The 23,177-nt window shown below is 68.7% G+C and carries 23 protein-coding genes; 11 read left to right on the top strand and 12 right to left on the bottom strand.

Going from position 1 to position 23,177, the window contains the following annotated elements; genetic code table 11:
- Positions 1 to 8 precede the first annotated feature (8 nt).
- Positions 9 to 608: a TetR/AcrR family transcriptional regulator gene (locus tag EV138_RS33395; RefSeq protein ID WP_133983966.1), complete on the bottom strand. Its 600-nt coding sequence runs from the start codon at positions 606 to 608 to the stop codon at positions 9 to 11.
- A gap of 76 nt (positions 609 to 684) precedes the next feature.
- Here EV138_RS33395 and EV138_RS33390 point away from each other — a divergent pair, with 76 nt between their 5' ends.
- Together EV138_RS33390 and EV138_RS33385 are read left to right on the top strand one after the other, a co-directional pair.
- Positions 685 to 1,377, top strand: a complete 693-nt coding sequence (locus tag EV138_RS33390) for an NAD(P)-dependent oxidoreductase (protein WP_133983964.1) — start codon at positions 685 to 687, stop codon at positions 1,375 to 1,377.
- Between the two features lie 71 nt (positions 1,378 to 1,448).
- The gene (locus tag EV138_RS33385) at positions 1,449 to 1,796 is read left to right on the top strand and encodes a YciI family protein (RefSeq protein ID WP_133983962.1); all 348 of its coding nucleotides are present in this window, start codon (positions 1,449 to 1,451) and stop codon (positions 1,794 to 1,796) included.
- 61 nt (positions 1,797 to 1,857) lie between these two features.
- On the opposite strand, the gene EV138_RS33380 is transcribed toward EV138_RS33385, so the two are convergent.
- From EV138_RS33380 to EV138_RS33370, 3 genes are all read right to left on the bottom strand, one after another.
- Positions 1,858 to 2,160: a hypothetical protein gene (locus EV138_RS33380; RefSeq protein WP_133983960.1), complete on the bottom strand. Its 303-nt coding sequence runs from the start codon at positions 2,158 to 2,160 to the stop codon at positions 1,858 to 1,860.
- A gap of 521 nt (positions 2,161 to 2,681) precedes the next feature.
- A complete protein-coding gene (locus EV138_RS33375; RefSeq protein WP_133983958.1) occupies positions 2,682 to 3,731 on the bottom strand; it encodes a LacI family DNA-binding transcriptional regulator in 1,050 nt (349 codons plus the stop codon).
- 54 nt (positions 3,732 to 3,785) lie between these two features.
- The gene (locus EV138_RS33370; protein ID WP_133983957.1) at positions 3,786 to 4,508 is read right to left on the bottom strand and encodes an SDR family NAD(P)-dependent oxidoreductase; all 723 of its coding nucleotides are present in this window, start codon (positions 4,506 to 4,508) and stop codon (positions 3,786 to 3,788) included.
- Between the two features lie 55 nt (positions 4,509 to 4,563).
- Between EV138_RS33370 and EV138_RS33365 the strand changes: the two genes are divergently transcribed.
- Positions 4,564 to 5,124: a MarR family winged helix-turn-helix transcriptional regulator gene (locus tag EV138_RS33365; RefSeq protein WP_238158543.1), complete on the top strand. Its 561-nt coding sequence runs from the start codon at positions 4,564 to 4,566 to the stop codon at positions 5,122 to 5,124.
- Between the two features lie 233 nt (positions 5,125 to 5,357).
- On the opposite strand, the gene EV138_RS33360 is transcribed toward EV138_RS33365, so the two are convergent.
- From EV138_RS33360 to EV138_RS33340, 5 genes are all read right to left on the bottom strand, one after another.
- Entirely contained in the window at positions 5,358 to 6,143 is a 786-nt protein-coding gene (locus EV138_RS33360; protein WP_133983955.1) for an SGNH/GDSL hydrolase family protein, read from the bottom strand.
- Between the two features lie 128 nt (positions 6,144 to 6,271).
- Complete coding sequence (locus EV138_RS33355; protein WP_133983953.1) at positions 6,272 to 7,042, bottom strand: energy-coupling factor ABC transporter ATP-binding protein; 771 nt, start codon at positions 7,040 to 7,042, stop codon at positions 6,272 to 6,274.
- On the bottom strand, positions 7,039 to 7,806 hold the full coding sequence (gene cbiQ, locus EV138_RS33350; RefSeq protein ID WP_133983951.1) for a cobalt ECF transporter T component CbiQ: 768 nt from the start codon (positions 7,804 to 7,806) through the stop codon (positions 7,039 to 7,041). Before cbiQ ends, EV138_RS33355 begins: the two co-directional genes overlap by 4 nt.
- Positions 7,803 to 8,825, bottom strand: a complete 1,023-nt coding sequence (locus EV138_RS33345; RefSeq protein ID WP_133983949.1) for an energy-coupling factor ABC transporter permease — start codon at positions 8,823 to 8,825, stop codon at positions 7,803 to 7,805. The genes cbiQ and EV138_RS33345 overlap by 4 nt, the downstream gene beginning before the upstream one ends.
- Before the next feature lie 45 nt (positions 8,826 to 8,870).
- Entirely contained in the window at positions 8,871 to 10,229 is a 1,359-nt protein-coding gene (locus EV138_RS33340) for a dihydrolipoyl dehydrogenase family protein (protein ID WP_133983947.1), read from the bottom strand.
- A gap of 152 nt (positions 10,230 to 10,381) precedes the next feature.
- Here EV138_RS33340 and EV138_RS33335 point away from each other — a divergent pair, with 152 nt between their 5' ends.
- From EV138_RS33335 to EV138_RS33320, 4 genes are read left to right on the top strand one after another with little or no spacing between them, the layout of a single operon-like run.
- Entirely contained in the window at positions 10,382 to 11,149 is a 768-nt protein-coding gene (locus EV138_RS33335) for a metallophosphoesterase (RefSeq protein WP_133983945.1), read from the top strand.
- Between the two features lie 28 nt (positions 11,150 to 11,177).
- Entirely contained in the window at positions 11,178 to 11,585 is a 408-nt protein-coding gene (gene tsaA, locus EV138_RS33330; RefSeq protein ID WP_133983943.1) for a tRNA (N6-threonylcarbamoyladenosine(37)-N6)-methyltransferase TrmO, read from the top strand.
- A gap of 57 nt (positions 11,586 to 11,642) precedes the next feature.
- Positions 11,643 to 12,485: an alpha/beta fold hydrolase gene (locus EV138_RS33325; protein WP_133983941.1), complete on the top strand. Its 843-nt coding sequence runs from the start codon at positions 11,643 to 11,645 to the stop codon at positions 12,483 to 12,485.
- Positions 12,472 to 13,035, top strand: coding sequence for a hypothetical protein (locus EV138_RS33320; RefSeq protein ID WP_133983939.1), 564 nt, complete (start codon positions 12,472 to 12,474; stop codon positions 13,033 to 13,035). The genes EV138_RS33325 and EV138_RS33320 overlap by 14 nt, the downstream gene beginning before the upstream one ends.
- 51 nt (positions 13,036 to 13,086) lie before the next feature.
- On the opposite strand, the gene lpdA is transcribed toward EV138_RS33320, so the two are convergent.
- Complete coding sequence (lpdA, locus tag EV138_RS33315) at positions 13,087 to 14,484, bottom strand: dihydrolipoyl dehydrogenase (RefSeq protein WP_133983937.1); 1,398 nt, start codon at positions 14,482 to 14,484, stop codon at positions 13,087 to 13,089.
- A gap of 226 nt (positions 14,485 to 14,710) precedes the next feature.
- Here lpdA and EV138_RS33310 point away from each other — a divergent pair, with 226 nt between their 5' ends.
- On the top strand, positions 14,711 to 16,846 hold the full coding sequence (locus EV138_RS33310; protein ID WP_133983935.1) for a peptidoglycan DD-metalloendopeptidase family protein: 2,136 nt from the start codon (positions 14,711 to 14,713) through the stop codon (positions 16,844 to 16,846).
- Between the two features lie 99 nt (positions 16,847 to 16,945).
- Positions 16,946 to 17,404, top strand: a complete 459-nt coding sequence (locus EV138_RS33305; RefSeq protein WP_238158542.1) for a PGPGW domain-containing protein — start codon at positions 16,946 to 16,948, stop codon at positions 17,402 to 17,404.
- On the opposite strand, the gene EV138_RS33300 is transcribed toward EV138_RS33305, so the two are convergent.
- Complete coding sequence (locus tag EV138_RS33300; RefSeq protein WP_255513789.1) at positions 17,323 to 18,558, bottom strand: FAD-dependent monooxygenase; 1,236 nt, start codon at positions 18,556 to 18,558, stop codon at positions 17,323 to 17,325. The two genes, EV138_RS33305 and EV138_RS33300, sit on opposite strands and share 82 nt — an antisense overlap.
- A 90-nt stretch (positions 18,559 to 18,648) precedes the next feature.
- Here EV138_RS33300 and EV138_RS33295 point away from each other — a divergent pair, with 90 nt between their 5' ends.
- The gene (locus EV138_RS33295; RefSeq protein WP_133983928.1) at positions 18,649 to 19,347 is read left to right on the top strand and encodes a TetR/AcrR family transcriptional regulator; all 699 of its coding nucleotides are present in this window, start codon (positions 18,649 to 18,651) and stop codon (positions 19,345 to 19,347) included.
- On the opposite strand, the gene EV138_RS33290 is transcribed toward EV138_RS33295, so the two are convergent.
- Positions 19,320 to 20,195, bottom strand: coding sequence for an AraC family transcriptional regulator (locus EV138_RS33290; RefSeq protein ID WP_133983927.1), 876 nt, complete (start codon positions 20,193 to 20,195; stop codon positions 19,320 to 19,322). The two genes, EV138_RS33295 and EV138_RS33290, sit on opposite strands and share 28 nt — an antisense overlap.
- A gap of 180 nt (positions 20,196 to 20,375) precedes the next feature.
- On the opposite strand from EV138_RS33290, the gene EV138_RS33285 reads away from it, so the two are divergent.
- A complete protein-coding gene (locus EV138_RS33285; protein ID WP_133983925.1) occupies positions 20,376 to 23,165 on the top strand; it encodes a family 78 glycoside hydrolase catalytic domain in 2,790 nt (929 codons plus the stop codon).
- Positions 23,166 to 23,177: the final 12 nt, after the last annotated feature.

Genomic DNA, 23,177 nt, shown 5'->3' with positions numbered 1-23,177 from the left:
CCGAGTTGTCAGGCGTTGAGCGGTCGGCGGGTGCGTGGTGGGTTGAGGGCGGCTCGGAGTGCTGGGGCGAGGATTCGGCGTACGTCGGCGTCGGTCAGGGCGGCGGCCGGGCGGAGGGGGTTCAGGTAGCGGGTGAAGATCAGGCCGCCGATGACGGCGACGGCCGCGGTGGCCCGGTCGGTCGCGTCGGGGCCGCGGAGAAATTCAGCAATGCGGCCGAGGATCTCCCGTTCGAGGAACTCCTGCAGCACCTGGAGTACGTCGGTGTCCTGCGGTGCCATCCTGGTCAGCTCGGCCAGCGGCTCGGTGTCGGCCCACATCTCGAGCACCGCCTCGAGCAGCCGATCGGCGAACCCCGCCTGGTCGCCCTGCATCGCACGCGCCATCGCCGGCGACTTCCCGCAGCGGAACTGCATCGCCTCGCCGAACAACCCCTGCTTCGACCCGAAGTGATAGCTGATCAACGCCGAATCCACGTCCGCGGCGGCCGCGACCCGGCGGACCGTCGTACCGCGGTAGCCGTGCTCGAGGAACAGGTCGTAGGCCACCTCCGCGATCCGCGCCCTGGTGTCCGGGTTGCCGCGTGGTCGTCCTCGGGATTTATTCATCAGCGTTGAATATTGTCTCCTCCCCCGCGCAGTGTCAAGGACGTCACCGGATCGTCCGGGGCAGCAAGGGAGTGAGATGCGCATCGTCGTCTTCGGCGCGGCCGGTTCGACCGGCCGCGAACTGGTCGAGCAAGCACTGGCCGCCGGTCACGAGGTGGTGGCCGCGGTTCGCCACCCCGAGAAGGTGCGGCCACGCGCGGGACTGACCGTAGTACAGGCCGATGTGGCTGATCGGGCTGCGGTTCGGGCGGCCGTGGCCGGCAGCGACGCGGTCTTCTCAGTGGTCGGCGGCAAGCCGAGCCGGCAGCCGGTCAGCCTCTACTCGACCGCGGCCGGCAGCATCGTCGACGCCATGCACGAGTACGGCGTGAAGCGACTGCTCGTGGTGAGCTCGGTGATCCTCGAGCCCGGCTGGCGGCCGAGCAACGCCTTCTTCTTCAACCACGTCCTGGATCCACTGGTGAACCGCATCGTCGTCAGGACCACCCACGACGACATGCGCCGGATGGAAGAGCTCGTCCGTGCCAGTGGGCTCGACTGGACGATCGCGCGGCCGTCGGGGCTGTTCAGCAACCAGGCGGTCACGCGGTACGAGGTCGCCGAGGACCAGGCCGACGGTTTGTTCACCGCCCGGGAGGATCTGGCGGCGGCGATGCTGGCGCAGTTGAGCGAGGACACCTACGTCCGGCGGACGATGGCGGTCATCACCACCGCGGTGAAGCCGAACGTGGCCAAGTTGATCTGGCAGGAGGCCATCATGTCGAAGTAGACCTGCCGGCTCCGACGTCGCCGGTGCAACCAGCCGATGCGCCGGTACAGCCGGCCGATGGAGGAGAGCAGATGAAGTACATGTTGCTGATCTACGGCAACGACGAGACCTGGGCCGCGTTGAAGGCCGACGGGATGGATGCGGTGATGGAACGGCACCGGGAGCTGTTCGAGGAGACCAAGGCGGCCGGTGAGTTCATCGAGTCGCACGGCCTCACCACGCGGAACGCGCGGATCGTCCAGCTCCACGACGGTGTGTCGACGGTGACGGACGGACCCTTCACCGAGTCCAAGGAGGTGCTCGCGGGCTACTACCTGCTCGAGTGCAGCCTCGACCGGGCGACCGAGATCGCCGCCAGGCTGCCGGAGGCGCCGTACTCCCCGATCGAGATCCGCGAGGTCCCGGAGGAGGAGGAATAGCCGTTCCAGAGGCTTGCCGGTCCCAGCTCGGCGCTGACCTGAGACCGGCGAGCCACTGACTTCAGCTGGTCAGTCCCGACGCGAGGGTGACCCCACCTGATGCGGGCTGGTCGCCCATCCCGCGGCCACCCTGGACGAACACTGTCGCGCCACGATCGGGTGCCGGAGCACCCTCAGCCAGACGCAGCGTGGTGGTGAGACCGTTGCTCAGCCTCAGCACCGCGACTCGGCGCGGCCGTCCGGACGGTGTCGACGAGCTCACCTCGTGGATGCCGGTACAGACCGCGGGTTGGATCGAAGCCCTACCGAGTTGCGTCGTGCCGTGACTCCTCACACCACGGCACTGCTCGGCGAGCTGCTTCATCGCTGACACTGTTCCCCCTTCTCGTTCCCCCGGGCATTGGTTGACAGAACACACAACTGCCCACAGTGCCGCGCAACATCCTCACTGCGCAGACCTGCGCACAGTTGGCACACCCCGCTCCTCACGACGCAAAGGTGATCGGAGAAGCCTTGCTCACGGTGCCGATCATTTCAAGGGATCGTCACGGGAATCCCGGTAGGCGAAACTGTTGTCCATCGCAGTGCCGACCACCGAAACCTGGACCCGGCAATTCCTTCGCTGATTTGCCGTGGGAAAACTGGAAACGATGCCGGGCGCGATCCAACCGGTGCGGAAGGTGCCGCAGGCGCTGATGAACCCGAGATCGCTATCGTGGCAGCTATCGGCGTGAGAATGGCAACACTATCGGCCGAAGAGCTGTCGTCGAATGCGTCGTCGAACCAGGTGCCGGCCCCCGGAATCCGCGCGAAGAAGCGCTTCACAATGGATGCAATCGCCGACGCAAACGTTTGCGGACAAATGATCGCTTTACCACTCCGGATTTACCGAGTCGTGCTGGCGCGAGCGACGACGCGGTGCGGGATCAGGACCCGCCGTGGTACCGCGTCTTTGTCGGCCATCCGCTCGGCGAGCAGTTCCAGGGCCGAGTGGACGAAAGCCCGCCGGTCGAAGTCGATCGTGGTCAGCGGCGGTACGGCGTACTGGCTCTCCAGGATGTTGTCGAAGCCGGCGACCAGACACTTGTCCGGTACGGCGACGCCCGCGGCCCACAGTGCCGACAGCGTGCCGATCGCGATCGAGTCCGTGAAGCAGAAGAACGCATCCGGTGGCTCATGGCCGGCGAGGAACCGGCTGACCACGAGGTTGGCGCCGTCCGGACTCCATCGATCGAGGGCGACCTCCAGTTCGGGGTCGGGCTCGATGCCGGCGTCTGCCAGCGCCTGGTGGTAGCCGGTGGTCCGGAGCCGGGCTGCCGCCGTACCGGCGATGGTGGCCGAGCCGCCGAGGGTGCCGGCGCCGCTCGAACCACTGGGCGACTCCGGCGTACCGACGGCCGCGATACGACGGCACCCCTGGTCGAGCAGGTGCTGCACCATGTCCCGCGCGGCACCCACGTTGTCGATGGCGACCTGACTCACCACGTCCTGATCGACGTCACCGATCAGTACTACGGGCGGCAGCGGGCCCGCGGTCATCACGGCACTGTCGCCGAGGTTGATCGGGTTGAGGATCAGCCCGTCGACCAGATGGGCGCGTGCCTTCGAGAGCAGCTCGAACTCGCGCTCCGGCTCGGCGGCGGTCTGCTGGATCTGGACTCCCCAGCCGCGCTCGTGCGCGAGCTCGACGACGAGGTGCGTGATCTCCGCGGAGTACGGGCGGAGCAGGTCGGGCAGGGCCAGGCCGATCATGCCCGAGCGGCCGTTGCGTAAGCCGCGGGCACTCATGTTGGGGACGTAGTCGAGTTCGCTGACCGCCCGCTCGACCCTGGCGCGGGTCTCGGGGCGGACGAAGACGACGCCGTTGATCACGTTCGACACCGTCTTCGGTGAGACCCCGGCCAGCTTGGCGACGTCCTTGACGGTGGCACGCATGAGCCCATTGTCACCGACGAGGAAAGACCACCGTCCGCGGAGGGGTGGGGACGGTCAGCGGGTGGGGAGGGCCCCGCCGTTGACGTGCAGGACCTGGGCGGTCAGATGGCGGGCGCCTGGTGAGGCGAGGAACCAGATCGTCTCCGCGATGTCCGACGGAGTGCCCTCCCGCTTGATCAATGTTGCCTGTAGCAACGTTTCGCGGCGGCTGCCGGACAGTTGGCCCCGGAAGAACTCGGTCTCGGCGGTGAAGCCGGGAGCGACGACGTTCGAGGTGATGCCGCGCGGGCCGAGGTCGGCGGCGACGTCCAGATTCCAGGTCGCCAGAGCGGCTTTCGACGCGCCGTACGAACCCGCGCCTTTGGCCGCGGCGATCGAGCCGAGGTGGATGACGGCTCCGCCGTCAGCGAGTTTGGGGGCCAGGGCGGTCGTCATGAGAACCGCCGTGAGCACATTGGCCTCGAGGTTCGCCAGCCAGTTCGCGCGCAATCGAGCGAGGTCACCGGATGGGTCGGAGGCGGCGAAGTCCGTGTTCCCGCCGGCGTTGTTCACCAGTACGTCGACCCGCGCCGGCACCCTGGCGGCGAACTGCTCCACCTGCGCCGGGTCCGTGCCGTCGCACACCACGGCCCGCACGCCCAGGTCCGCGGCCGCCTTCTCCAGCACCTCGACACGCCGCCCGGTGATCACCACGTCGTCACCGCCGGCTACGAACCGCTCGGCCACGGCCCGGCCGATCCCCGTCGCTCCCCCGGTCACCACGATCGTTCTCGACACGCCGAACTCCCTCGTTTAGGTCTAAACGTTTAGCCCTAAACGTACCATCACCAGAGTGAGTACCCCAAGGGATCGCTATCCACTCGACATGCCGAGCCCTTACCCGGCCGCCGAGATCGCGCGTGCCTGGGAGCGCGAACGCCCGGGCACCCCCACGGACTCGATCGAGATCGTCACTCCCCTGTGGCGACTCGCCAAGCTCTTCGCCGACGACCGGCGCCGGCTGCTGGCCGACCTTGGCATCGACCCCGCGACCCTCGATCTCCTGAGCGTCCTGCGCCGCAGCGGACCGCCGTACGAGCTGAGCACCCGTGAACTGACCAGGCGAACGCTGGTCACCGCCGGCGCGATCTCCCAGCGAGTCGGGCGCGCCGAGCAGGCCGGGCTGGTCGCCCGGCGTACGGAGGGCAACGGGTCGCGGGCGGTCTTCGTGACCCTGACCAAGGCTGGACACGACCTCGTCGAGCGGACGGTCGACCAGGTACTCACTCGCGAATCCGAACTGGTCGCGTCGCTCTCGCCCGGCGATCGCGAACTGCTGGCCGGCCGGCTGCAGAACCTGCTCGACGACGTCCAGCAGAAGCTCGCTCCGGCTGCCGCGGCCAAACCTGAGTAGTCTGTGAGCAGGCCCGAGGCCCCGGCTACGTGTCGCTGGGGCCCCGGGTTGCGGCTACTCGGAGCAGGACCGGCGAACCGTCCGGCGTCCGACGTCGGCCACCCCTCCGGGGCCGGCCTCGGACAGCGGACGGTCCAGGCCACTGCGCTACCCGGTACGCCGAAGCGGCGGCGGGCCTGCGCGGCACCCCTGCATCACACCACGTCCGGAGGCGCCGCGCAGTTCGGGCCGCGTCAGCTCAACTGCGGCTGGACCAGGTTGGCGAAGCCCTGGTGGCCGGTCGAGTTCGGGTGGTACGACTCGCTGATCGGGTTCGACAGGCCGTTGATCCACTCCGGACTGCCGCAGACCGCGTGGCCGATGAACGCCGTGGTCGGGTTGACGAAACTGAACCCGGCAGCGCTCGCCGCGGCCGAGATCTTGGCATTAAGCAGGTCGGCGGTCTGGTTCAGCCGGGTCATCTCGGTGCCGCTGAAGAAGGTCGCCGCGTTGCAGTCGATGCCGTTGAACAGCCGCGGGTAACCGACCACGACCACCTTCGCCGTCGTCGCCCGGCTGCGGATGGTTGCGTAGAGCCCGTTCAGCCGGCTCGGGATCGTGTTGTTGATCGTTGCCTGCGCGGTGTTGATCGCACCGTCGCAGTTGCTCAGCCAGGCCGGCTGCGCGCACTCGGTGATCACCGACGAGAACCCGGCATCGTTGCCGCCGACCTGCACGGTGACGAACCGGACCCCGCTGTTCAGCGGGGTGAGTTGTTTGGCCGACACATCGGCGACCCGGGCGCCGGAGCAGGCGACCGAGGTCAGGTGCGCGCCGATCCGGGCCGCGTCGAGGTACGGATAGGACTGGGTGGAGCGCTGGCAGGAGCCGCTCTCCGAGGTGTAGACCCGGGTGCCGACCCCGGAGGCGTACGAGTCGCCGAGGGCGACGTACTCCGGGGCGGCCGCTTGCGCGATGGTCGGGCTGAGGAGCGCGGTGGCGACGACTGCCGCGCTGACGAAGCCGGCGATGAGTTTCATGGGCGGACCGCCTTTGCACTGAGAGGGGTGCGGTGAACTGAGAGTCACCATCCCTGACCAGTGAGTAACAAACAAGACCTCGGTGAGAAATTCACCACCAGTTGGCGAATTTGGTAGCCGTCGTACGCCTACTTCTCCGGGCCCGGCACCGAGAGCGGGTCGAAACCGTAGGGCAGTTCGAGCCGGTGCGCCGCCATCAGGTCGGCGTCGCCGAGCAGGTCGCGAGTGGCGCCGTCGGCAACGATCCGGCCGGCGTCCATCAGCAGACTCCGCTCACACAGCTGCAACGCGTACGGCAGGTCGTGGGTGATCATCAGCAGCGTGACGTCGAGCCCATTGAGGATGTCGGCCAGTTCGCGCCGGCTGGCCGGGTCCAGGTTGCTCGACGGCTCGTCCAGCACCAGTACTTCGGGGCGCATCGCGAGCACCGTCGCGACGGCGACCCGGCGGCGCTGCCCGTAGGACAGGTGGTGCGGGGCGACGTCGGCGTGGTCCTGCATCCCGACCTGGACCAGCGCTTCGTGGACGCGGTCGTCCAGTTCCTGTCCGCGCAGGCCGAGGTTCGCGGGTCCGAAGGCGACGTCGTCGCGCACGGTCGGCATGAACAGCTGGTCATCGGGATCCTGGAAGACCAGGCCGACCTTCCGGCGTACCTCGGGCAGGTGTTCGCGGTGGAGGTCCGAGCCGCCGACCTGGATCCGGCCGCTGCCGGTGCCGCCCGCGACTGAACCCAGGATGCCGTTCAGGTGCAGCACGAGCGTCGTCTTGCCGGCGCCGTTCGGGCCGAGCAGGGCGACCCGTTCGCCGCGCTGGATGGTGAAGTCGACGCCGAACAAGGCCTGCCGGCCGTCGGGATAGGCGAAGACCAGACGTTCGACGTGGATCGAGGGACCGCTCACAGGCCGGCCACCCTCGCAGTCACGGCGATGACGACAGCACTCAGCGAGAGCGCCAGGCCCTGCAACCATTGCGCCTGCGCGGCACCGGTCTGGGAAAGCAACGGCATCCGGCCGTTGTAGCCGCGCGACTGCATGGCGAGGTGCACCCGCTCGCCGCGCTCGAAGCTGCGGACGAACAGGGCGCCGACTCCCCCGGCGACGGCCTTGAGATGTCCGGCGCGACCGCCTTGGTAGCCGCGCGATTCGCGGGCGATCCGCATCCGGTGCAGGTCATCCGACACGACGCTCAGGTAGCGGACCATGAAGGACAGGATCGCGATCAAGGTCGACGGCAACTTCAGCCGTTCCAGTCCGGCGAGCAGATCGCGCGGACCGGTCGAGGCCGAGAGCACGATCGCGGCGACCACACCGAGGGTTCCCTTCGCCAGCACGTTCCAGGAGCCGAGCACGCCCGATTCGGACAGCGAAAGGCCCAGTACGTCGACCCGCGGGCCGGTCGCCACGAACGGGAGCAGGAGGGCGAACACGACGAACGGCGTCTCGACGGCGAGCCGCTTGAGCACGACCAGCGCCGGGAGTCCGGCGAGCAGAACGCAGCCGGCCAGCATTCCGGCGTACAGGGCGAAGGCCCAGAAGGCTGTGGACGGGGTGGCGACGACGGCGAGCACGAAGACGAACAGCGCGACGATCTTCACCTGCGCGGGGAGGCGGTGGATGCGGCTGTCCCCCGGCACCAGCAGGCCGTCGCCGACCGACCCGCTCACGAGCGGGCGCGGGCGGACCGCAGCGACGCCAGCTTGGCGATCAGCAGCCCGACAGCGATCGTGACGAGTACGCCGATGATGCCCGCGAGCGCGCCGGACACCTGGCTGTTGCCGATCCCGCTGACCCCGTAGTCCGCGAGCGGGCTGCCCGCGACCGCTGAACTCTTGGCCGCCCCCTCGAATCCGAGCCTCGCGCCGACGAACTCCAGGCCGTCGGGGTGCGCGCTGGCGAACAGGCTGACCACACCGGCGATCACCAAGGTGGCCGCGATGCCGACTCCGAGGCTGCGGCCCGCAGGCCGGGCGGCGATCGGGCGATCCGGTGACACCGTGGAACTGTTGCCGTCGGCATCGACCAGGACGAGGTCCGGCTGCAGATGGCGAGCGGCGTAGACGAGATCGGGCCGGGTCGCGACCACCGCGCTCAGAGCTGCCGCCGTGATGACCGCTTCGCCGATGCCGACCAGGATGTGCCAGCCGACCATCGCCGTCGCGAGCTTGCCGAGCGGGATGTCGACCGCGCCACCGATCGCATACAGACCGGTGAAGGCCAGCGCGGCGATCGGCACCGAGACCAAGGCGCCGACCGTCGTCGCCGGGACGACGCTGCCGACCCGCTTGGGCAGCAGTTTCAGCAGCGCGCGGGTGACGAAGTAGCCGACGACAACGGTGACCAGACCCATCAAGGTGATGTTCGTCCCGAGCGCGGTCAGGCCACCGTCGGCGAAGAGCAGACCCTGCACGAGCAGCACGGTCGACATCACCAGCACCGCGGTCCACGGGCCGACCAGTGCGGCCGCCAGCGCACCGCCGAGCAGGTGCCCACTCGTGCCCGCGCCGACCGGGAAGTTCACCATCTGCACGGCGAACACGAACGCCGCGGTCAGGCCGGCCAGCGCGGGACCGGTCTCGCGGATCTCCCGGTTGGCCCGCTGCAGGCTGAACCCGACGGCTCCGGCGGCAATCAGTCCGGTCGCGATCGAGGTGGGCGCGTCGAAGAAGCCGTCGGGAACGTGCATGCCCACATTCTGGTGCCAGTTGCGACTCGATCGCAACAGAGCGGGCTACAGAGCTTTGAGTGCATCTCCGATCGCACGGTGAAAGGTCGGGTATGCGTAGATCATCTGTTGCAGAGAGTGAACCGGGACCGCTGCGTGCACGGCGACCGCGAGCGCGCCGAGCACCTCGCCACCGGTCGGGCCCGCACTCGTCGCCCCGACCAGCACGCCGCGGTCGTTGTCGACGACAAGCTTGATGAATCCTTCGTTGCCGGCCTTGTGGATCCAGCCCCGCGACGACGAGGGGATCTGGCTGATCGCGGTGCTGACGTCGAGGCCGGCGTCGCGCGCCTGCTTCTCGGTCTGCCCGACCGCGCCGATCTCCGGATCCGTGAAGGTCACGCGCGGCATCGCGTGGTAGTCGGCCGGCGGCGCGCCTTCGGCTCGGAGTACGTCGAAAACGGCGACGTTCGCCTGATACATCGCCGTGTGGGTGAAGGCCCCGACCCCGGTGACGTCGCCGATCGCCCAGACTCCGTCGGCCGCGCGGACGTGCTCGTCGACGGCGATGCTCCGCGCGTCACGGTCGATCCCGACCGTGTCCAGACCGAGCGCCTTGATGTCCACCCGCCGACCCGTTGCTACCAGCAGCTTCTCGGCGGAAACGGTGCTGCCGTCGCTCAATGTCAGTGTGAAGGTGCCGTCGTCGTAGCCGACCTGCTTGGCCTGTACGCCGGTACGGAACGTCACGCCGTCGCGCTCGAGCGCCGCCTGGGCCAGCTCGCTCGACTCCGGCTCCTCCAGCGCGAGCACCCGGTCGAGTCCCTCCACCACAGTGACCTGTACGCCGAAGCGCGCGAACACCTGGGTCAACTCGAGGCCGATCGCGCCGCCGCCGAGCACGATGATCGAGTCCGGCAGCGTGTCGGCCTCGATCGCCTCGTGGTTCGTCCAGTACGGCGTACCGGCGAGCCCTTCGATCGGCGGGATCGACGGCACGGTCCCGGTCGCGACGATGATGCCACGGGAGGCCTCGAACTCCCGATCGCCCGCCGTCACGCGACCCGGGCCGGTGATCGTCCCGCGCTCGCGCAGGAAGGTGACGCCCTTCTTCACCAGCCGGTCCACCGCGACCTGGTCGTTCCAGTCGTCGGTCGCCTCCTTGCGGATGCGCTGCGCGACCGGTGCCCAGTCGGGCTCGACAGTCGCCTTGCCGGCCATGCCGTCGACGCGGCGGGTCTCGGCGATCAGGTTCGCGGCCCGGATCATCATCTTGCTCGGGACGCAGCCCCAGTACGGGCACTCGCCGCCGACCAGCCGGGGATCCAGCCCGACCACGGTCAGCCCCGCCTCGGCCAGTCGGCCGGCCGCCTCCTCGCCACCGACGCCGAGCCCGATCACGACCACATCCACCTGTTCAGCCATGCCGCCAAATCTCGCAGACCTCGGCGGCCCGACCAAGTCTGGGCCCGGCGCGTCAGTGGGCCGTGAGGCAGCCGGTGAATATTCGGGTGGCAGCGAGCTGGTCTAACGGTAGGTTGACGGTCTGCCATTAGTTCGAGCCGTGGAGGCCGTTGATGTTCGTGATCGCCCATCTCAGTGACCCGCACCTGGACGGTTCAGCTGATGCCCGTGACCGGCTGCGTCAGGTGACGGCCTACCTGCGCGAGTTCTCCCGGCCGGTCGATGTCGTCCTGGTGACCGGCGATCTCGCCGACCACGGGCTGGCCGAGGAGTACGCCGAGTTCGCGGCCGAGCTGGCGCTCGACGTACCGGTGCTGGCGCTGCCTGGGAACCACGATGTCAGCGCGCCGCTGCGGACCGGCCTCGCGTCGTACGTCGGAACGCCGGCCGGTTCAGGTCATCCCGTTCACCAGGTGCACGACGTCGGTGCGGCGCGGTTCGTCCTGCTCGACACGTCGGTGCCGGGCGAGGACTACGGGCTGCTGAGCGAGGAGTCGCTCGCGTGGCTGTCCGACGTACTGGACGAGCCGGTCGACGGTCCTTTGTTCGTCGCCTTCCACCACCCGCCGAACAAGCTGGACCACCCCGTGCTGGACCAGTGGATCCTCAAGTCCGGTGACGCCTTCGCCGACGTACTGCGCGGCAAGCCGATCACCGCCTTGCTCGCAGGCCACGTCCACAACGGCGTCGCCACCACCTTCGCCGGTCATCCGCTTCTCGTTGCCCCCGGCACCCGGTCGACGGCCCCGCTGCCCTTCGAACCGGCCGCTGCCGCCGGCCTGGTCGACCTCGCAGCACCGACCGGCCTCGCGCTGCATCTCCACACTCCGGATCAACCTCTCGTCACGCTTTACCGTTTCCTACCGTCAACCTGGAGCTGAGGGTTAACCGATTCGGAGGTTGAGTTCGATGTCAGACCAGCTTGTCCTGCGGCCGATCGGCCACGTGGAATCCCCGCTCACCGACCGGGCCACCGCGCCCCGTCAAGGAGATGAAGGCGGCCCGGACGCATGGGTCGTCTTCACGCCTGAGGTGAGTGACGGGCTGAGTCACCTGTCCGTCGGGGACGAGGTCCTCCTCATCACCTGGTTCGACCGTGCCGACCGCTCCGTCCTGGCGGTCCGTCCCCGCGGCGACTCCACGCGTCCGGTGACCGGCGTCTTCAGCACCCGCTCCCCCGACCGGCCGAACCCGGTCGGTCTGCACCGCGTCAGGATCCTCACCATCGACGGCCTCAGAATCCAGGTCAGCGACCTGGAAGCCCTCGACGGCACACCGATCGTCGACGTGAAACCGGTGCTGGGCGACGAACGCTGAGCTGGTCGCCGCAATCCGGTTGCACGGGATTCGAGCGCGCTGACAGGGTGGGCGACTGTGCCTACCTTTGTCGCGCCCGATGGGACAGAACTCTGCTACCACCTGGTCGGCGAGGGACCACCTCTGATCTGCATCCCCGGTGGGATGCAGGACACGGTGTACCTCGGTGATCTCGGCGGGCTGTCCGCGCATCGGCAACTGGTGCTGTTCGAGCTGCGGGGAACGGGGCGATCCGCCGTACCGGCAGACCCCGCGTCGTACCGGTGCGACCGTCTCGTCGGGGATGTGGAGGCACTGCGCCAACACCTCGGCCTCGAGCAACTGGACCTGCTGGCGCACTCGGGTGGGACGAACCTGGCGCAGCGCTATCTGGAGAAGCACTCCGCCCGGGTGGCCAAACTCGCCCTCATCACCCCGAGCGCCCTGGCCACTGGCATCGAGGTCCCGGGCGACGCCCGGGCCGCGATCGCAGAGCTCCGCCAGGACGAGCCCTGGTACCCCGAGGCATCAGCAGCCTTGAACGCGATGATGGCCGGCAACGCAACGGCCGACGCTATGAAGTCCATCGCCCCCTTCTTCTACGGCCGCTGGGACGCGGCAGCCGAAGCCCACCACGCCGGCGAAGCGGACCACCGCAACACCGATGCCTTCGCCGTCTTCGTCTCCGACGGCGCCTTCGACCCACCCACCACCCGCGCGGCGTTGGCCGCCTTCCCCCACCCGGTCCTCCTCCTCGCCGGCGAGTACGACCTCAACTCCCCACCCTCCGCGGTAGCCGCCCTGGCCGACGTCTTCCCAAACCCCCAGTACGCCGTCCAGCCCAAAACCGGCCACTACCCGTGGCTCGACGACCCGACTCAGTTCGTGAAGAAGGTCAGCACTTTCCTTGCAGGTCACTGACGGCAACTATCGGGTAATGGAGCAGCTAGGAGCTACGGACGGCAGTGCGATGGAGAGGCAACTGTGGACCGTCGATGCGCCGGTGCTTCTGGTGCCACCGCGTCCGCCGCTCGCCTGTAGGACCATCCAGCTCTCGCTCCCGCCCGCGGGAGGGTCCGGCGTAACGGTCAACGGACTGGAGCCGCGCACGGTCGAGGGGGCCGTCGTCCACAACACGACCGTGATGACGCCGACGCTGCGCTTGACCGGGACCTACGACGGTGAAGCTCTCACTCTGACCGAGCCGCCGATGCCGGGCGAGGAGGGCCGAGGGTTTGCTGAGCGAAGGGTGACCCCTGACGAGGCAGAGCTCGTGCCGGTGGAACCAGTGGCTCTTCAAACGCTCCGGCAGAGTTTGCGCACCGACCTCGGAGACCAGCTTCTTCAGTCGTCGGCTTTGGGCGGGATACTCCACTTGGTGGTTGCCGCCGCTGCGGAGGAGCAGGCCGGGCAGCTGCGTGCGCGGTACGGGCCGCACCTCGTGATCAGCAGCTGGCTACGGCCGGTATGACGACGAACGGCCACCGGGGAGCCGGTGGCCGTTCGTGGTTTCGGGCTGGGATCAGAAGTTGATCATGTGGCCTTCGAGGCCGTGGAAGGCTTCTTGAAGGGCCTCGGAGAGGGTGGGGTGGGCGTGGACGTTGCGGGCCAGTTCCTTGGTGGTCAGGTCCCACTTCTGGGCCAGGGTGAGCTCGGGGAGGAGCTCGGTGACCTCGGGGCCGATCAGGTGGGCGCCGAGCAGTTCGCCGTACTTCGCGTCGCTGATCACCTTGACGAAGCCGTTCGGGTCGGCGAGGCCGTGGGCCTTGCCGTTCGCCGTGAACGGGAACTTGGCGACCTTGACGTCGAAGCCCTCCAGCCGGGCCTGCTCCTCGGTCCAGCCGAAGCTGGCGATCTGCGGCTGGCAGAACGTGGCCCGCGGGATCATCACGTAGTCGAGTTCCATCGTCTCGTGCCCGGCGATCGTCTCGGCCGCGATCACGCCCTGCGCCTCGGCCGCGTGCGCGAGCATCAGCTTCGCGTTCACGTCGCCGATGGCGAAGATGTTCTCCACGTTCGTGCGCAGGAACCCGTCGACGTCGATCGCGCCGCGCTCGGTCAGCTTGACGCCGATCTTGTCCAGCCCGTAGCCGTCGACGCGCGGCTGGAAGCCGATCGCCTGCAGCACCTTGTCGGCCTCCAGCGTCTGCTGGTTGCCGTCCTTGCCGGTGACGGTGACCTTGACCTTGTCGCCGGAGTCGTCGATCGAGTCGACCCGGGTGCCGGTCAGCACCTTCACGCCGAGTTTCTTGTACGCCTTCGCGAGCTCCTTGGAGACCTCGGCGTCCTCGAGCGGCACGACCCGGTCCAGGAACTCGACGATCGTGACGTCGACGCCGTAGTTGGTCAGCACGTACGCGAACTCGACACCGATCGCACCGGCGCCGGCGATGACGATGCTGCCCGGGAGCTCCTCGGTGAGGATCTGCTCTTCGTAGGTGACGACCCGGTCGCTCAGCTGGGTGCCCGGCAGCAGCTTGGTGGTCGCGCCGGTCGCGATGATGCAGTTGTCGAAGGTGACGGTCTCGGACTGGCCGTCGTTCAGCGAGACGTCCAGGGTGTTGGCGTCGACGAACGAGCCCCAGCCGTCGTACTCGGTGATGTTGTTCTTCTTCATCAGGAAGTGCACGCCCTTGACGCGCCCGTCGGCCACCTTGCGGCTGCGCTGCACCGCGGTCGGGAAGTCGAAGGTCACCTCGCCGCTGATGCCGAAGGTCTTCGCCTCGGCTTTGAAGATGTGCGCCAGTTCGGCGTTGCGAAGCAGTGCCTTGGACGGGATACAGCCCACGTTCAGGCAGACACCGCCCCAGTACTTCTTCTCGATGATGGCGGTCTTGAGCCCGAGCTGGGCGGCGCGGATCGCCGCGACGTACCCACCCGGGCCGGCGCCGAGGACAACAACGTCAAAGTGCGAGGCCATGGTGGAAATGCTAGTCGGTCGCACCAGTGCCCCGCGCCACCGGCCGACCCCTCCCGGGCGGCGCGTGACGGCGGTCACCAAAACGGAGTGTGTCCTGCCTCATCGTCACTGTCGGTGACAAGGCCTTCCTTCTGCTCCCGTACCCGCATACGCTGGGCCGGGCGCGGGGGCTGCTCTCCTTCCGTGCACGCGTGAGGCGCTTCCTGGGAGCAACGATGGGGGCCTGATGCTGGGGAATCGCCGCAGACTGCGGCTCGCCGTGATCGGCGCACTGGTGGCAGTCGTCGCACTGCCCTCGTACGCCGCCTACGCCGACGACCCCACGCCTCCACCGCCCGCCTCCGTCACCGACGTGAAGCGGTCGCTCGAGCAACTCCAGGCCGAAGCCGCGGCGATCCAGGCGGACTTCGCCAAGACGACCATCGCCTACACGAACGCGCTGAAGGCAGTCCAGACCACCGAAGCAGCAGCGAAGAAGGCCGAGCAGTACGCCGCCGGCAAGAAGAGCGTCTCCGACGTGGAGCGCCGCAAGCTCGGTCTCGTCACCGCGCAGGCCTACCAATTGGGCATCCCCACAGTGATCGGCACGGAGTCGATGCTGTGGTCGCTCGCTCCGATCGCGGAGAACCTGCAGGAGATCGCAGACCGCCAAGCGGCCATCCGGCAGCTCGGCAGCACCCAGGTCTCGCAGTACCAGGCGGCGACCGCCGCGCAGAACGCTGCGGGCACCGCGGCCGACGACGCGGCCAGGAAGCGCGCGGCGGCCGATCAGGCCGCTCAAACGGCCCGCACCCTCGGCCTCGAGGTGAAGAGCAAGGCCGCCGAAGCCTCGGTCGCCATGCAGGACCAGATGGCCGACCTGGCCGGTGCGAGTCAGATGTCCAGCCAACTGCAGAACAGCCGGAACGCGGCAGCCTTCGCCAAGTGGCAGGCCTACCTGACCGACCTCGCCGCGACCAAGGTGATCCCTCCCGCTGCCGGCACGATGAGGAACCCCGCCAAGCTCCCGGCCGGCCTCAAGCCGTACGTCGCCGCCGGCCACAACGTCCCCGGCGCAGCCTCCGTCGTCTCCGGCGGCCGCACGGTCCGAGTGCTGTCCGCCGAGACGATCCGCGCGGTCAACCAGGCCTTCAGCCTGCTCGGCAAGCCGTACGGCGTCGGCGCCACCGGCCCCGACAAGTTCGGCTGCCTCGGCGCGGCCAGGGTCGCCTGGCAGCCGTACGCGAAACTGCCGAACCTGATCAGCAAGGTCTACCCGAACTACCAGAAGGTGCCGACGGCATCGATCCAGCCGGGCGACCTGCTGCTGATCGGCAACCGGTCGATCGGCCTGTTCCACATCGGCGTCGCCCTCGACGGCAACGAGATGATCGCCGCCGACGAGGCCAAGGGCTCCGTCACCGTCACGAACGTCCCCGACAACCTGTACGCCGCCCTGCGCCCGACGCTCGGCCAGCCGACCAAACCCCAGCGGCCGCCCGCGTCGACCACCCAGGCGTACCAGTTCCGCTGCGGCAACACCGCCACCTCCTACGACGTCGGCACCGGTGCCTGGACGTGGCCGATCTCCGAAGGCCAGTACGAGATCGGTACGCCGTTCGGCCAGGCCGGACCGCTGTGGGCCTCCGGTTTCCACACCGGCCAGGACTTCGTGGCCCCGGTCGGTACGACGGTTCGCGCGGTCACCGCCGGAACGGTGCGGATCGAGCACCCGGCGTGGGCGGGCAACCTGGTCCGGATCGACCACGGCAACGGGCTCGAGACGCTGTATGCGCATCTCAGCACGATCACCGTCGCCGACGGCGCGCACGTCGTCGCGGGCCAACAGATAGGTGCCGTCGGCACCGAGGGCAACTCGACCGGGCCGCACCTGCACTTCGAGGTCCACCTCGGCGGTGACACGGTGAACCCGATGCCGTTCCTCGCGACCGGTAGCACCAGCACCGGCTGGGGTGGCTACAGCAACGGCATGATCCCGGCCGACAAGTTGTGCGGCATCAGCGGCGGCTCGGGCCACATGCTGCGCTGCGACGCGGCCGCGGCGTACCAGCAGCTCGCGAGCGCCTACAAGGGCCAGTTCGGCAAGACGCTGTGCATCACGGACTCCTATCGCTCGTACGCCTCGCAGGTCGACCTGTACGGTCGCAAGCCGTCCCTGGCCGCCCTGCCCGGTACGTCGAACCACGGTTGGGGGGTGGCCGTCGACCTGTGCGGCGGCATCGACCACTTCGGGACCGCGCAGTACCAATGGATGTTGTCCCACGCCCCTGCTTTCGGCTGGGTGCACCCGTCCTGGGCCAACCAGGGCGGCGGGCGCGAAGAGCCGTGGCACTGGGAGTTCGGCAAGCCGGCCAACGCCTGAACCGCCGACAGCCTGAGCCCGGCGGGTGGCTGAGCTCAGGAAAGGCGGGTCTGTCGACGCTTCCGTGGACCTAGTCCTTCGACCACGTAGGCTTTGGATGTGGCCGAGCAGACCAGTCCGGACCGCACGGACGACAACATCACGCTGGACGCCCAGGACGATCGCTGGGAGTGGCGGCGCAAGATCCGTGCGAACCCGCGCAAGCTGCTGTTCTACCGGATCGGCGTCGGTGTGCTCGGCACCCTGCTCATCATCGCGGCTCCGCTGACCGGGTGGTTGCCCGGTCCCGGTGGTATCCCGCTGTTCATCGCCGGCCTCGCCGTCCTGGCCAGCGAGTTCGAATGGGCCCAGCGCGTCCTGCTCAAGGTCAAGGACTGGGTCAAACAACTCACCGCCTGGACCGGCCGTCAGCCGGCCTGGCTGAAAGCCCTCGGCACCCTGGCCCTGGTCGTCTGCGTGGTGGTGGCCATCTGGCTCTACCTGGCCGTCCTCGGCGTCCCGGGCTGGTTCCCGGACTCCTGGGAGTCGTTCCTGCGCAAGCTCCCACTGCTGAGCTGATCCAGCTCCGGGTACGCCGGAAGGTCGATCAGGTTGCTCATCCGCTGAGCCATCTTCAGCATCTGGTCGAGGAAGAAGCGGGTGTTGAGCATCCGGTTGCGAGCGGCGATCCCCAACCGGCTCGCAGGCGCCATGAACTGACCGGCCCGGCTGCCGTCCTGCGTCGCCTGAACCGCTTTGCGCAGCCGAGCCTCGTACCGCGCGAACGCGGCCGCGTAGTCGCCATCGGCAGCCGCCAGCTCCCCTGCCAGGACATAGGCGCCGACGACGGCTGTACCGGTCCCCAGTGCACCGAAGGTCGCGCCGTAACCGGCGTCCCCGAGCAGAACCGTCCGCCCAGTCGACCACCGATCCACGTGCACCCGCCCGATCGCGTCGAAGTACAACTCCGTTGCTGCAGGCAACGCATCGAGCAGCTCCGGGACCCGCCAGCCGAGCCCGCCGAACGCGCGCCGCAGGATCGCCTTCTGTTCGTCCAGATCATGCCGGTGGTAGCTCAGCACGGGCGACTTGAAGACGAACAAGGTCTGCGCGAGCCCGGGATCCCGGCGATCGGGCCCGACACTCGCGAGCTTCCCAGGCACGTTGTACAGCAAGGTGTCCCCGGTCAAACCCCACGTGTTCGGCACCTCCCAGCCCGCCACGTAGTACCCGAGATGCCGCTCGGTCACTGCCTGCGCCGGGAACGCCAACCGGCGTACCGCGGAATGCATCCCGTCCGCACCGATCACCAGGTCGTACGTCTCCTCGATGCCACTCCTGAAGCGCACCTCCACTCCCCCGGCGTGCTCGGCCAGGCTCGCGATCGAGTCGCCGAAGCGGTACTCCGCGATGTCGCGACTGTGCTCGAACAGGATCCGCGACAGATCGGCCCGCAACACCTCCAGTTCGCCACCCGCGAACTCCACCGGCAGCCGCATCACCTGCCGGTCCGACGCGTCGACGAACCGCATCGCCGTCCCGCCCGTCTGCGCGGCCCGGAGGTCTTCCAGCACGCCCATCTTGCGCAGCACGGCCTTGTTCACCTCACCCCGGAAGTCCACCGCGTAACCACCGCGGCGCAAGGCCGGCGCAATCTCCACCACGGTCACCTGATGGCCACATTGCCCCAGCCACAACGCCACCGACGGCCCCGCGACACTCGCACCTGACACCAGTACCTTCACTGCGAACTCCAATCTGTGTCCGGCGGACACAATAAAGTGTATGGTAGACACAGTTCGGTCGGAAACGGAAGGACGACGATGACGGAACTGCTCTGGGGCACCCCGCAGCCACCGAGCCGGGGGCCCAAGCCGGCGGTCACCTTGACCGGCATCGCCGAGGCGGCCATCCGGATCGCCGATGCCGAGGGTCTGGATGCCGTGTCGATGCAACGGATCGCGGCCGAACTGCCGGTCACGAAGATGGCGCTCTACCGCTACGTCCCCGGCAAGGCCGAGCTGATCGCGGTGATGAGCGACCTGGCCATGGGTGTCCCGCCGGAGCGCCCCGGTCTGGCTTGGCGCGAGGCTCTGCGCGCCTGGTCGACGGACCTCTTCGACGGCTTCAGCAGGCACCCGTGGCTGATGCTGTCCACCATCGGCCGCCGCCCGATCGGCCCGAACGAAGCCGCCTGGCTGGACCGCGGGCTTCAGGCGCTGGCGGGCACCGGCCTGACCGGCGGCGAGCAGTTCGACTCGATCCTGGTGCTGTCCGGACACGTCCGCACCCTCGCGCTGCAGACGGTTTCGATGCCCGGCGGCACGGCCGGCCTCACCGAGGAGACGATCACCACCGCGTTCGCCACGATGATCGCCGCCGATCCGGATCGCTTCCCAGCGCTGGCCGGCGCCCTGACCTCGCTCGAAGGAAGCGAGAACCAGGGCTTCACCTTCGGCCTCGACCGGATCCTCGACGGCCTCGAGGTGCTGATTCAGGCGCGGGTGAAGCGGGAGCGGTAGTTGGTGGCGCTGAGGCCGTAGTGGGACTTGAAGCGGCGGGCGAAGTGGTTCTGGTCGGGCCAGCCGACCGATTCGCCGATCCGGTTGATCGGTTCGTCGGTGTGCAGCAAGCGATCGGCGGCGAGTTCGGCGCGGAACCTGGACAGGTAGGCCATCGGCGGAAGCCCGGTGGCGGCCTTGAAGATCCGGACCAGATACCCCGGCGCGAGATGCAGCTCCAGCGCCAGCTCGGTCAACGTCCACTGATAAGCGGGCCGGGCTTCCATCAACTGCAACGCATCCAGTACTGCGGGGTGCAGCTGCCCCGTGCTGACCCGGCCGTCACCGGCCGCCCGGGCCAGCCGACTCAGGAACAGCGACAGCCAGCCGATGATGTCGCCGTGATGCAGATTCGCCGGCCGATGCCGTAGATCCTGCAGGCCGTCCAGGTGTCCCACACACTCCGCCAGGGCATCGGGATCCAGCCGAGTGGCCAGTACGCCGCGGCGCTCGGCCGTGTACGGCAAGGTCCACAGCAGATGCCCGAGCAGCGGGTCCTCGCGCGTCCACGCGAGCTCGCGTCGCAGGAGGTCGGCGGAGAAGCAGCAGTTGTAGATCTCCAGCCGGTCACAGTCCTCGTACCCGTGCCACACCCCCGGCCGGAGCAGGAGCACGTCGCCGACCTGCAACTCCTGCCGAGCCGCCAGGCAGTTGTGCGCCCCGCGCCCGCCGAGCACCACGACGACCTCGAAGAAGCTGTGCGTGTGCACCGGGTGCCCGCCCTCGTGGACATAGCGACCGGCGAACGCCAGCGACCCGTCGACGAGATGGACCAGGGTCCTCCTGATGTCGACCGGTGGCTCCTCCATCAACCGCACGATAGGGGCCAAAGTGCATTTTGTGCTAGGTCGGGTGCACTGCGGACTATCCCCGGCCGCGGACCCGCCGCAAGATCGGGGCAGGCGAATCCTTCCCGCCACCCCCTTCCGAAAATCTCGACCCAGCCCTTCGACAGCCCTTGAATGAATCGTTTCATACCGGGAGTGTCCATGCAGCGTCCTGCCGCACCCGTCCTTGTCCGCTTCGAGCATCGCACCGACGAGGGACCCGTTCTCGGCCTCGGGACCGGCTCGCCCCGCCTGTCCTGGCAGGTGCCGGCCGCGGATCCCGACTACACCCAGTCCGGCTACGAGATCGAGATCACCCGCCCCGGCGTACCGCAGACCAAGCACGCCATCAGCTCCGCCGACCAGGTGCTGGTGCCCTGGCCGAGCCACCCACTCGGCTCCCGGGAGTCCGCCCAGGTGCGTATCCGCGTCCGCGGCGGCGACGAGTGGAGCGACTGGAGTGATCCGGCCGTCGTCGAGGCAGGTCTGTTATCGCCCGGCGACTGGACCGCCCGCTTCGTCACCCCGCGCGAGATCGGCGCCATCGGCTCCCCCGCCCCGATCGTCGGCGGCAGCATCGACCTGCCGGACGACATCGTGCAGGCGCGCCTCTACGCCACGGCCCACGGCGTCTACGTCCCGGAACTCAACGGCCACCGTGTCGGCGACGAGCACCTCGCCCCCGGCTGGACGGCCTACCAGCACCGCCTTCGCTACCAGACCCACGACGTCACCGACTTCGTCCGGCCGGGCGCGAACCAGCTCGACTTCCTGCTCGGCAACGGCTGGTACCGCGGCCGCCTCGGCTTCCACGGCCAACGGGCCGTGTACGGCGACCGGCTGGCCGTCCTCGCCCAGCTCGAGGTGACCACCGCTGACGGCACAGTCCACACGCTCGCCACCGATGGCAGCTGGACCGCCCGCGAGAGCCAGATCGTTGCCGACGACCTGTACGACGGCCAGCGCGTCGACCTCACCCATCAGCCCGCACCCGCGACCGGCGTCGAGGTCCTCGACGCGGACCTCACCCTTCTCGTCGCACCGGACGGCCCGCCGGTCCGCGTCGTCGAGGTCGTGCCCGCACTGAAGATCTGGACCTCACCGGCCGGCAAGACGCTCGTGGACTTCGGTCAGAACCTCGTCGGCCACGTCCGGTTGACAGTCCGCGGCGGGAGTGCGGGCGACGAGATCGTCGTCCGGCACGCCGAGGTGCTCGAGAACGACGAGCTCGGCGTCCGTCCGCTGCGCACCGCGAAGGCGACCGACTCGTTCGTCCTGGCCGGCCCCGGCGAGACCGTTCTCGAAGCAGAGTTGACGTTCCACGGCTTCCGGTACGCCGAGGTCACCGGCGTACCCGACCTCGCCGCTGGTGACCTCGAGGCGGTGGTGATCAGCTCCGACCTTCGCCGTACGGGATGGTTCGAGTCGTCCGACCAGCTGCTCGACCGCTTCCACGAGAACGTCGTCTGGGGGATGCGCGGCAACTTCGTCGACGTGCCCACCGACTGTCCGCAGCGCGACGAGCGGCTGGGCTGGACCGGGGACATCCAGGTCTTCTCCCCCACCGCGACCTTCCTCTTCGACAGCGCGGGCTTCCTCGACAGCTGGCTGGCAGACCTCGCGGCGGAGCAGCAGAAGGACGGCTCGGTCCCCTTCGTGATTCCCGACGTACTGCGGGACGCCTCGCCGTCGACGGCGGCGTGGGGCGACGCGGCAGTCGTCGTGCCTTGGGTGCTGTACCAGCGCACCGGCGACCTGGACCTGCTGGCGCGGCAGCTGCCGAGCATGCGTGCCTGGGTGGACCGGATGACCGACCTCGCCGGTGACGATCTCCTCTGGACCGGTGGTTTCCAGTTCGGTGACTGGCTCGACCCGGCCGCGCCGCCGGACAACCCGTTCCGGGCGAAGGCCGATCCCGACGTGCTCGCGACCGCTCACTTGGCGAGGTCCGCGCAGATCGTCGCCGAAGCCTCCGAGCTGACTGGTGACAGCTCGAAGGAGTACGCCGACCTGGCCGCGCGAGTGCGCGCCGCCTTCGCAGCGGAGTACGCGACTGAGGGCGGCCGTGTGCTCAGCGATGCGCCTACGACGTACGCGATGGCCTTGCAGTGGGCGCTCTTGCCGACGGAGGCGCAGCGTCGGCGGGCGGGGCTTCGCTTGGCGGATCTCGTACGGACCGCGGGCTTCCGGATCAGCACAGGGTTCGTCGGTACTCCGTTGATGGCCGACGCGCTGACCGACGTCGGTGAGCCCGACCTGGCGTACCGGTTGCTTCTGCAGACCGGCTGCCCGTCGTGGCTCTACGCGGTCACCATGGGCGCGACGACGATCTGGGAGCGCTACGACAGCATGCTTCCGGACGGCAGCATCAACCCCGGCGAGATGACCTCGTTCAACCACTACGCACTCGGCGCGGTCGCGGACTGGATGCACCGCCGAGTCGCCGGGCTCGCGCCCGGATCAGCCGGCTACAGCAGCATCGTGGTGCACCCACTGCCGGCATCCCAGCTCACCCGTGCGGCGGCGCGCCACCTCACGCCGTACGGCGAAGCCCGGGTCGCGTGGGAACGCAACGGCGGCTCCTTCCACTTGGCCGTCACCGTGCCGGTCGGCAGCACCGCGACTGTGCACCTGCCCGGGAGCAGCGAGCCGATCGAGGTACGGCACGGAGACCACGAGTGGACGGTCGACGATCCGTACGCCGAACCGGCCGCGCTTCCCGCCGACGCCACCATCCGGCAGTTCATCGACCACGAAGCCAGCTGGAACGCCCTCATCGAGACGGCCGTGGAAGCGGGTGTGATCACCGACGACGCCCAGCTCGCCGGGCGGCTCGAGCGCTACCTCGACGCGCCCGCGACAACTCTCGTCCAGGTCGCCGGAGGCTGGCACGCCAGCGGTGACATCGACGCAGTACAGACCCGCCTCGACTCCTTGCTCGCCACGCAGTAACCGTCTCTGGAG

The organism is Kribbella voronezhensis (genome assembly GCF_004365175.1).
GTDB lineage: Bacteria > Actinomycetota > Actinomycetes > Propionibacteriales > Kribbellaceae > Kribbella > Kribbella voronezhensis.
The sequence above is the reverse complement of the archived record's forward strand: the minus strand, read 5'-3'. Positions and strand labels throughout refer to the sequence as shown.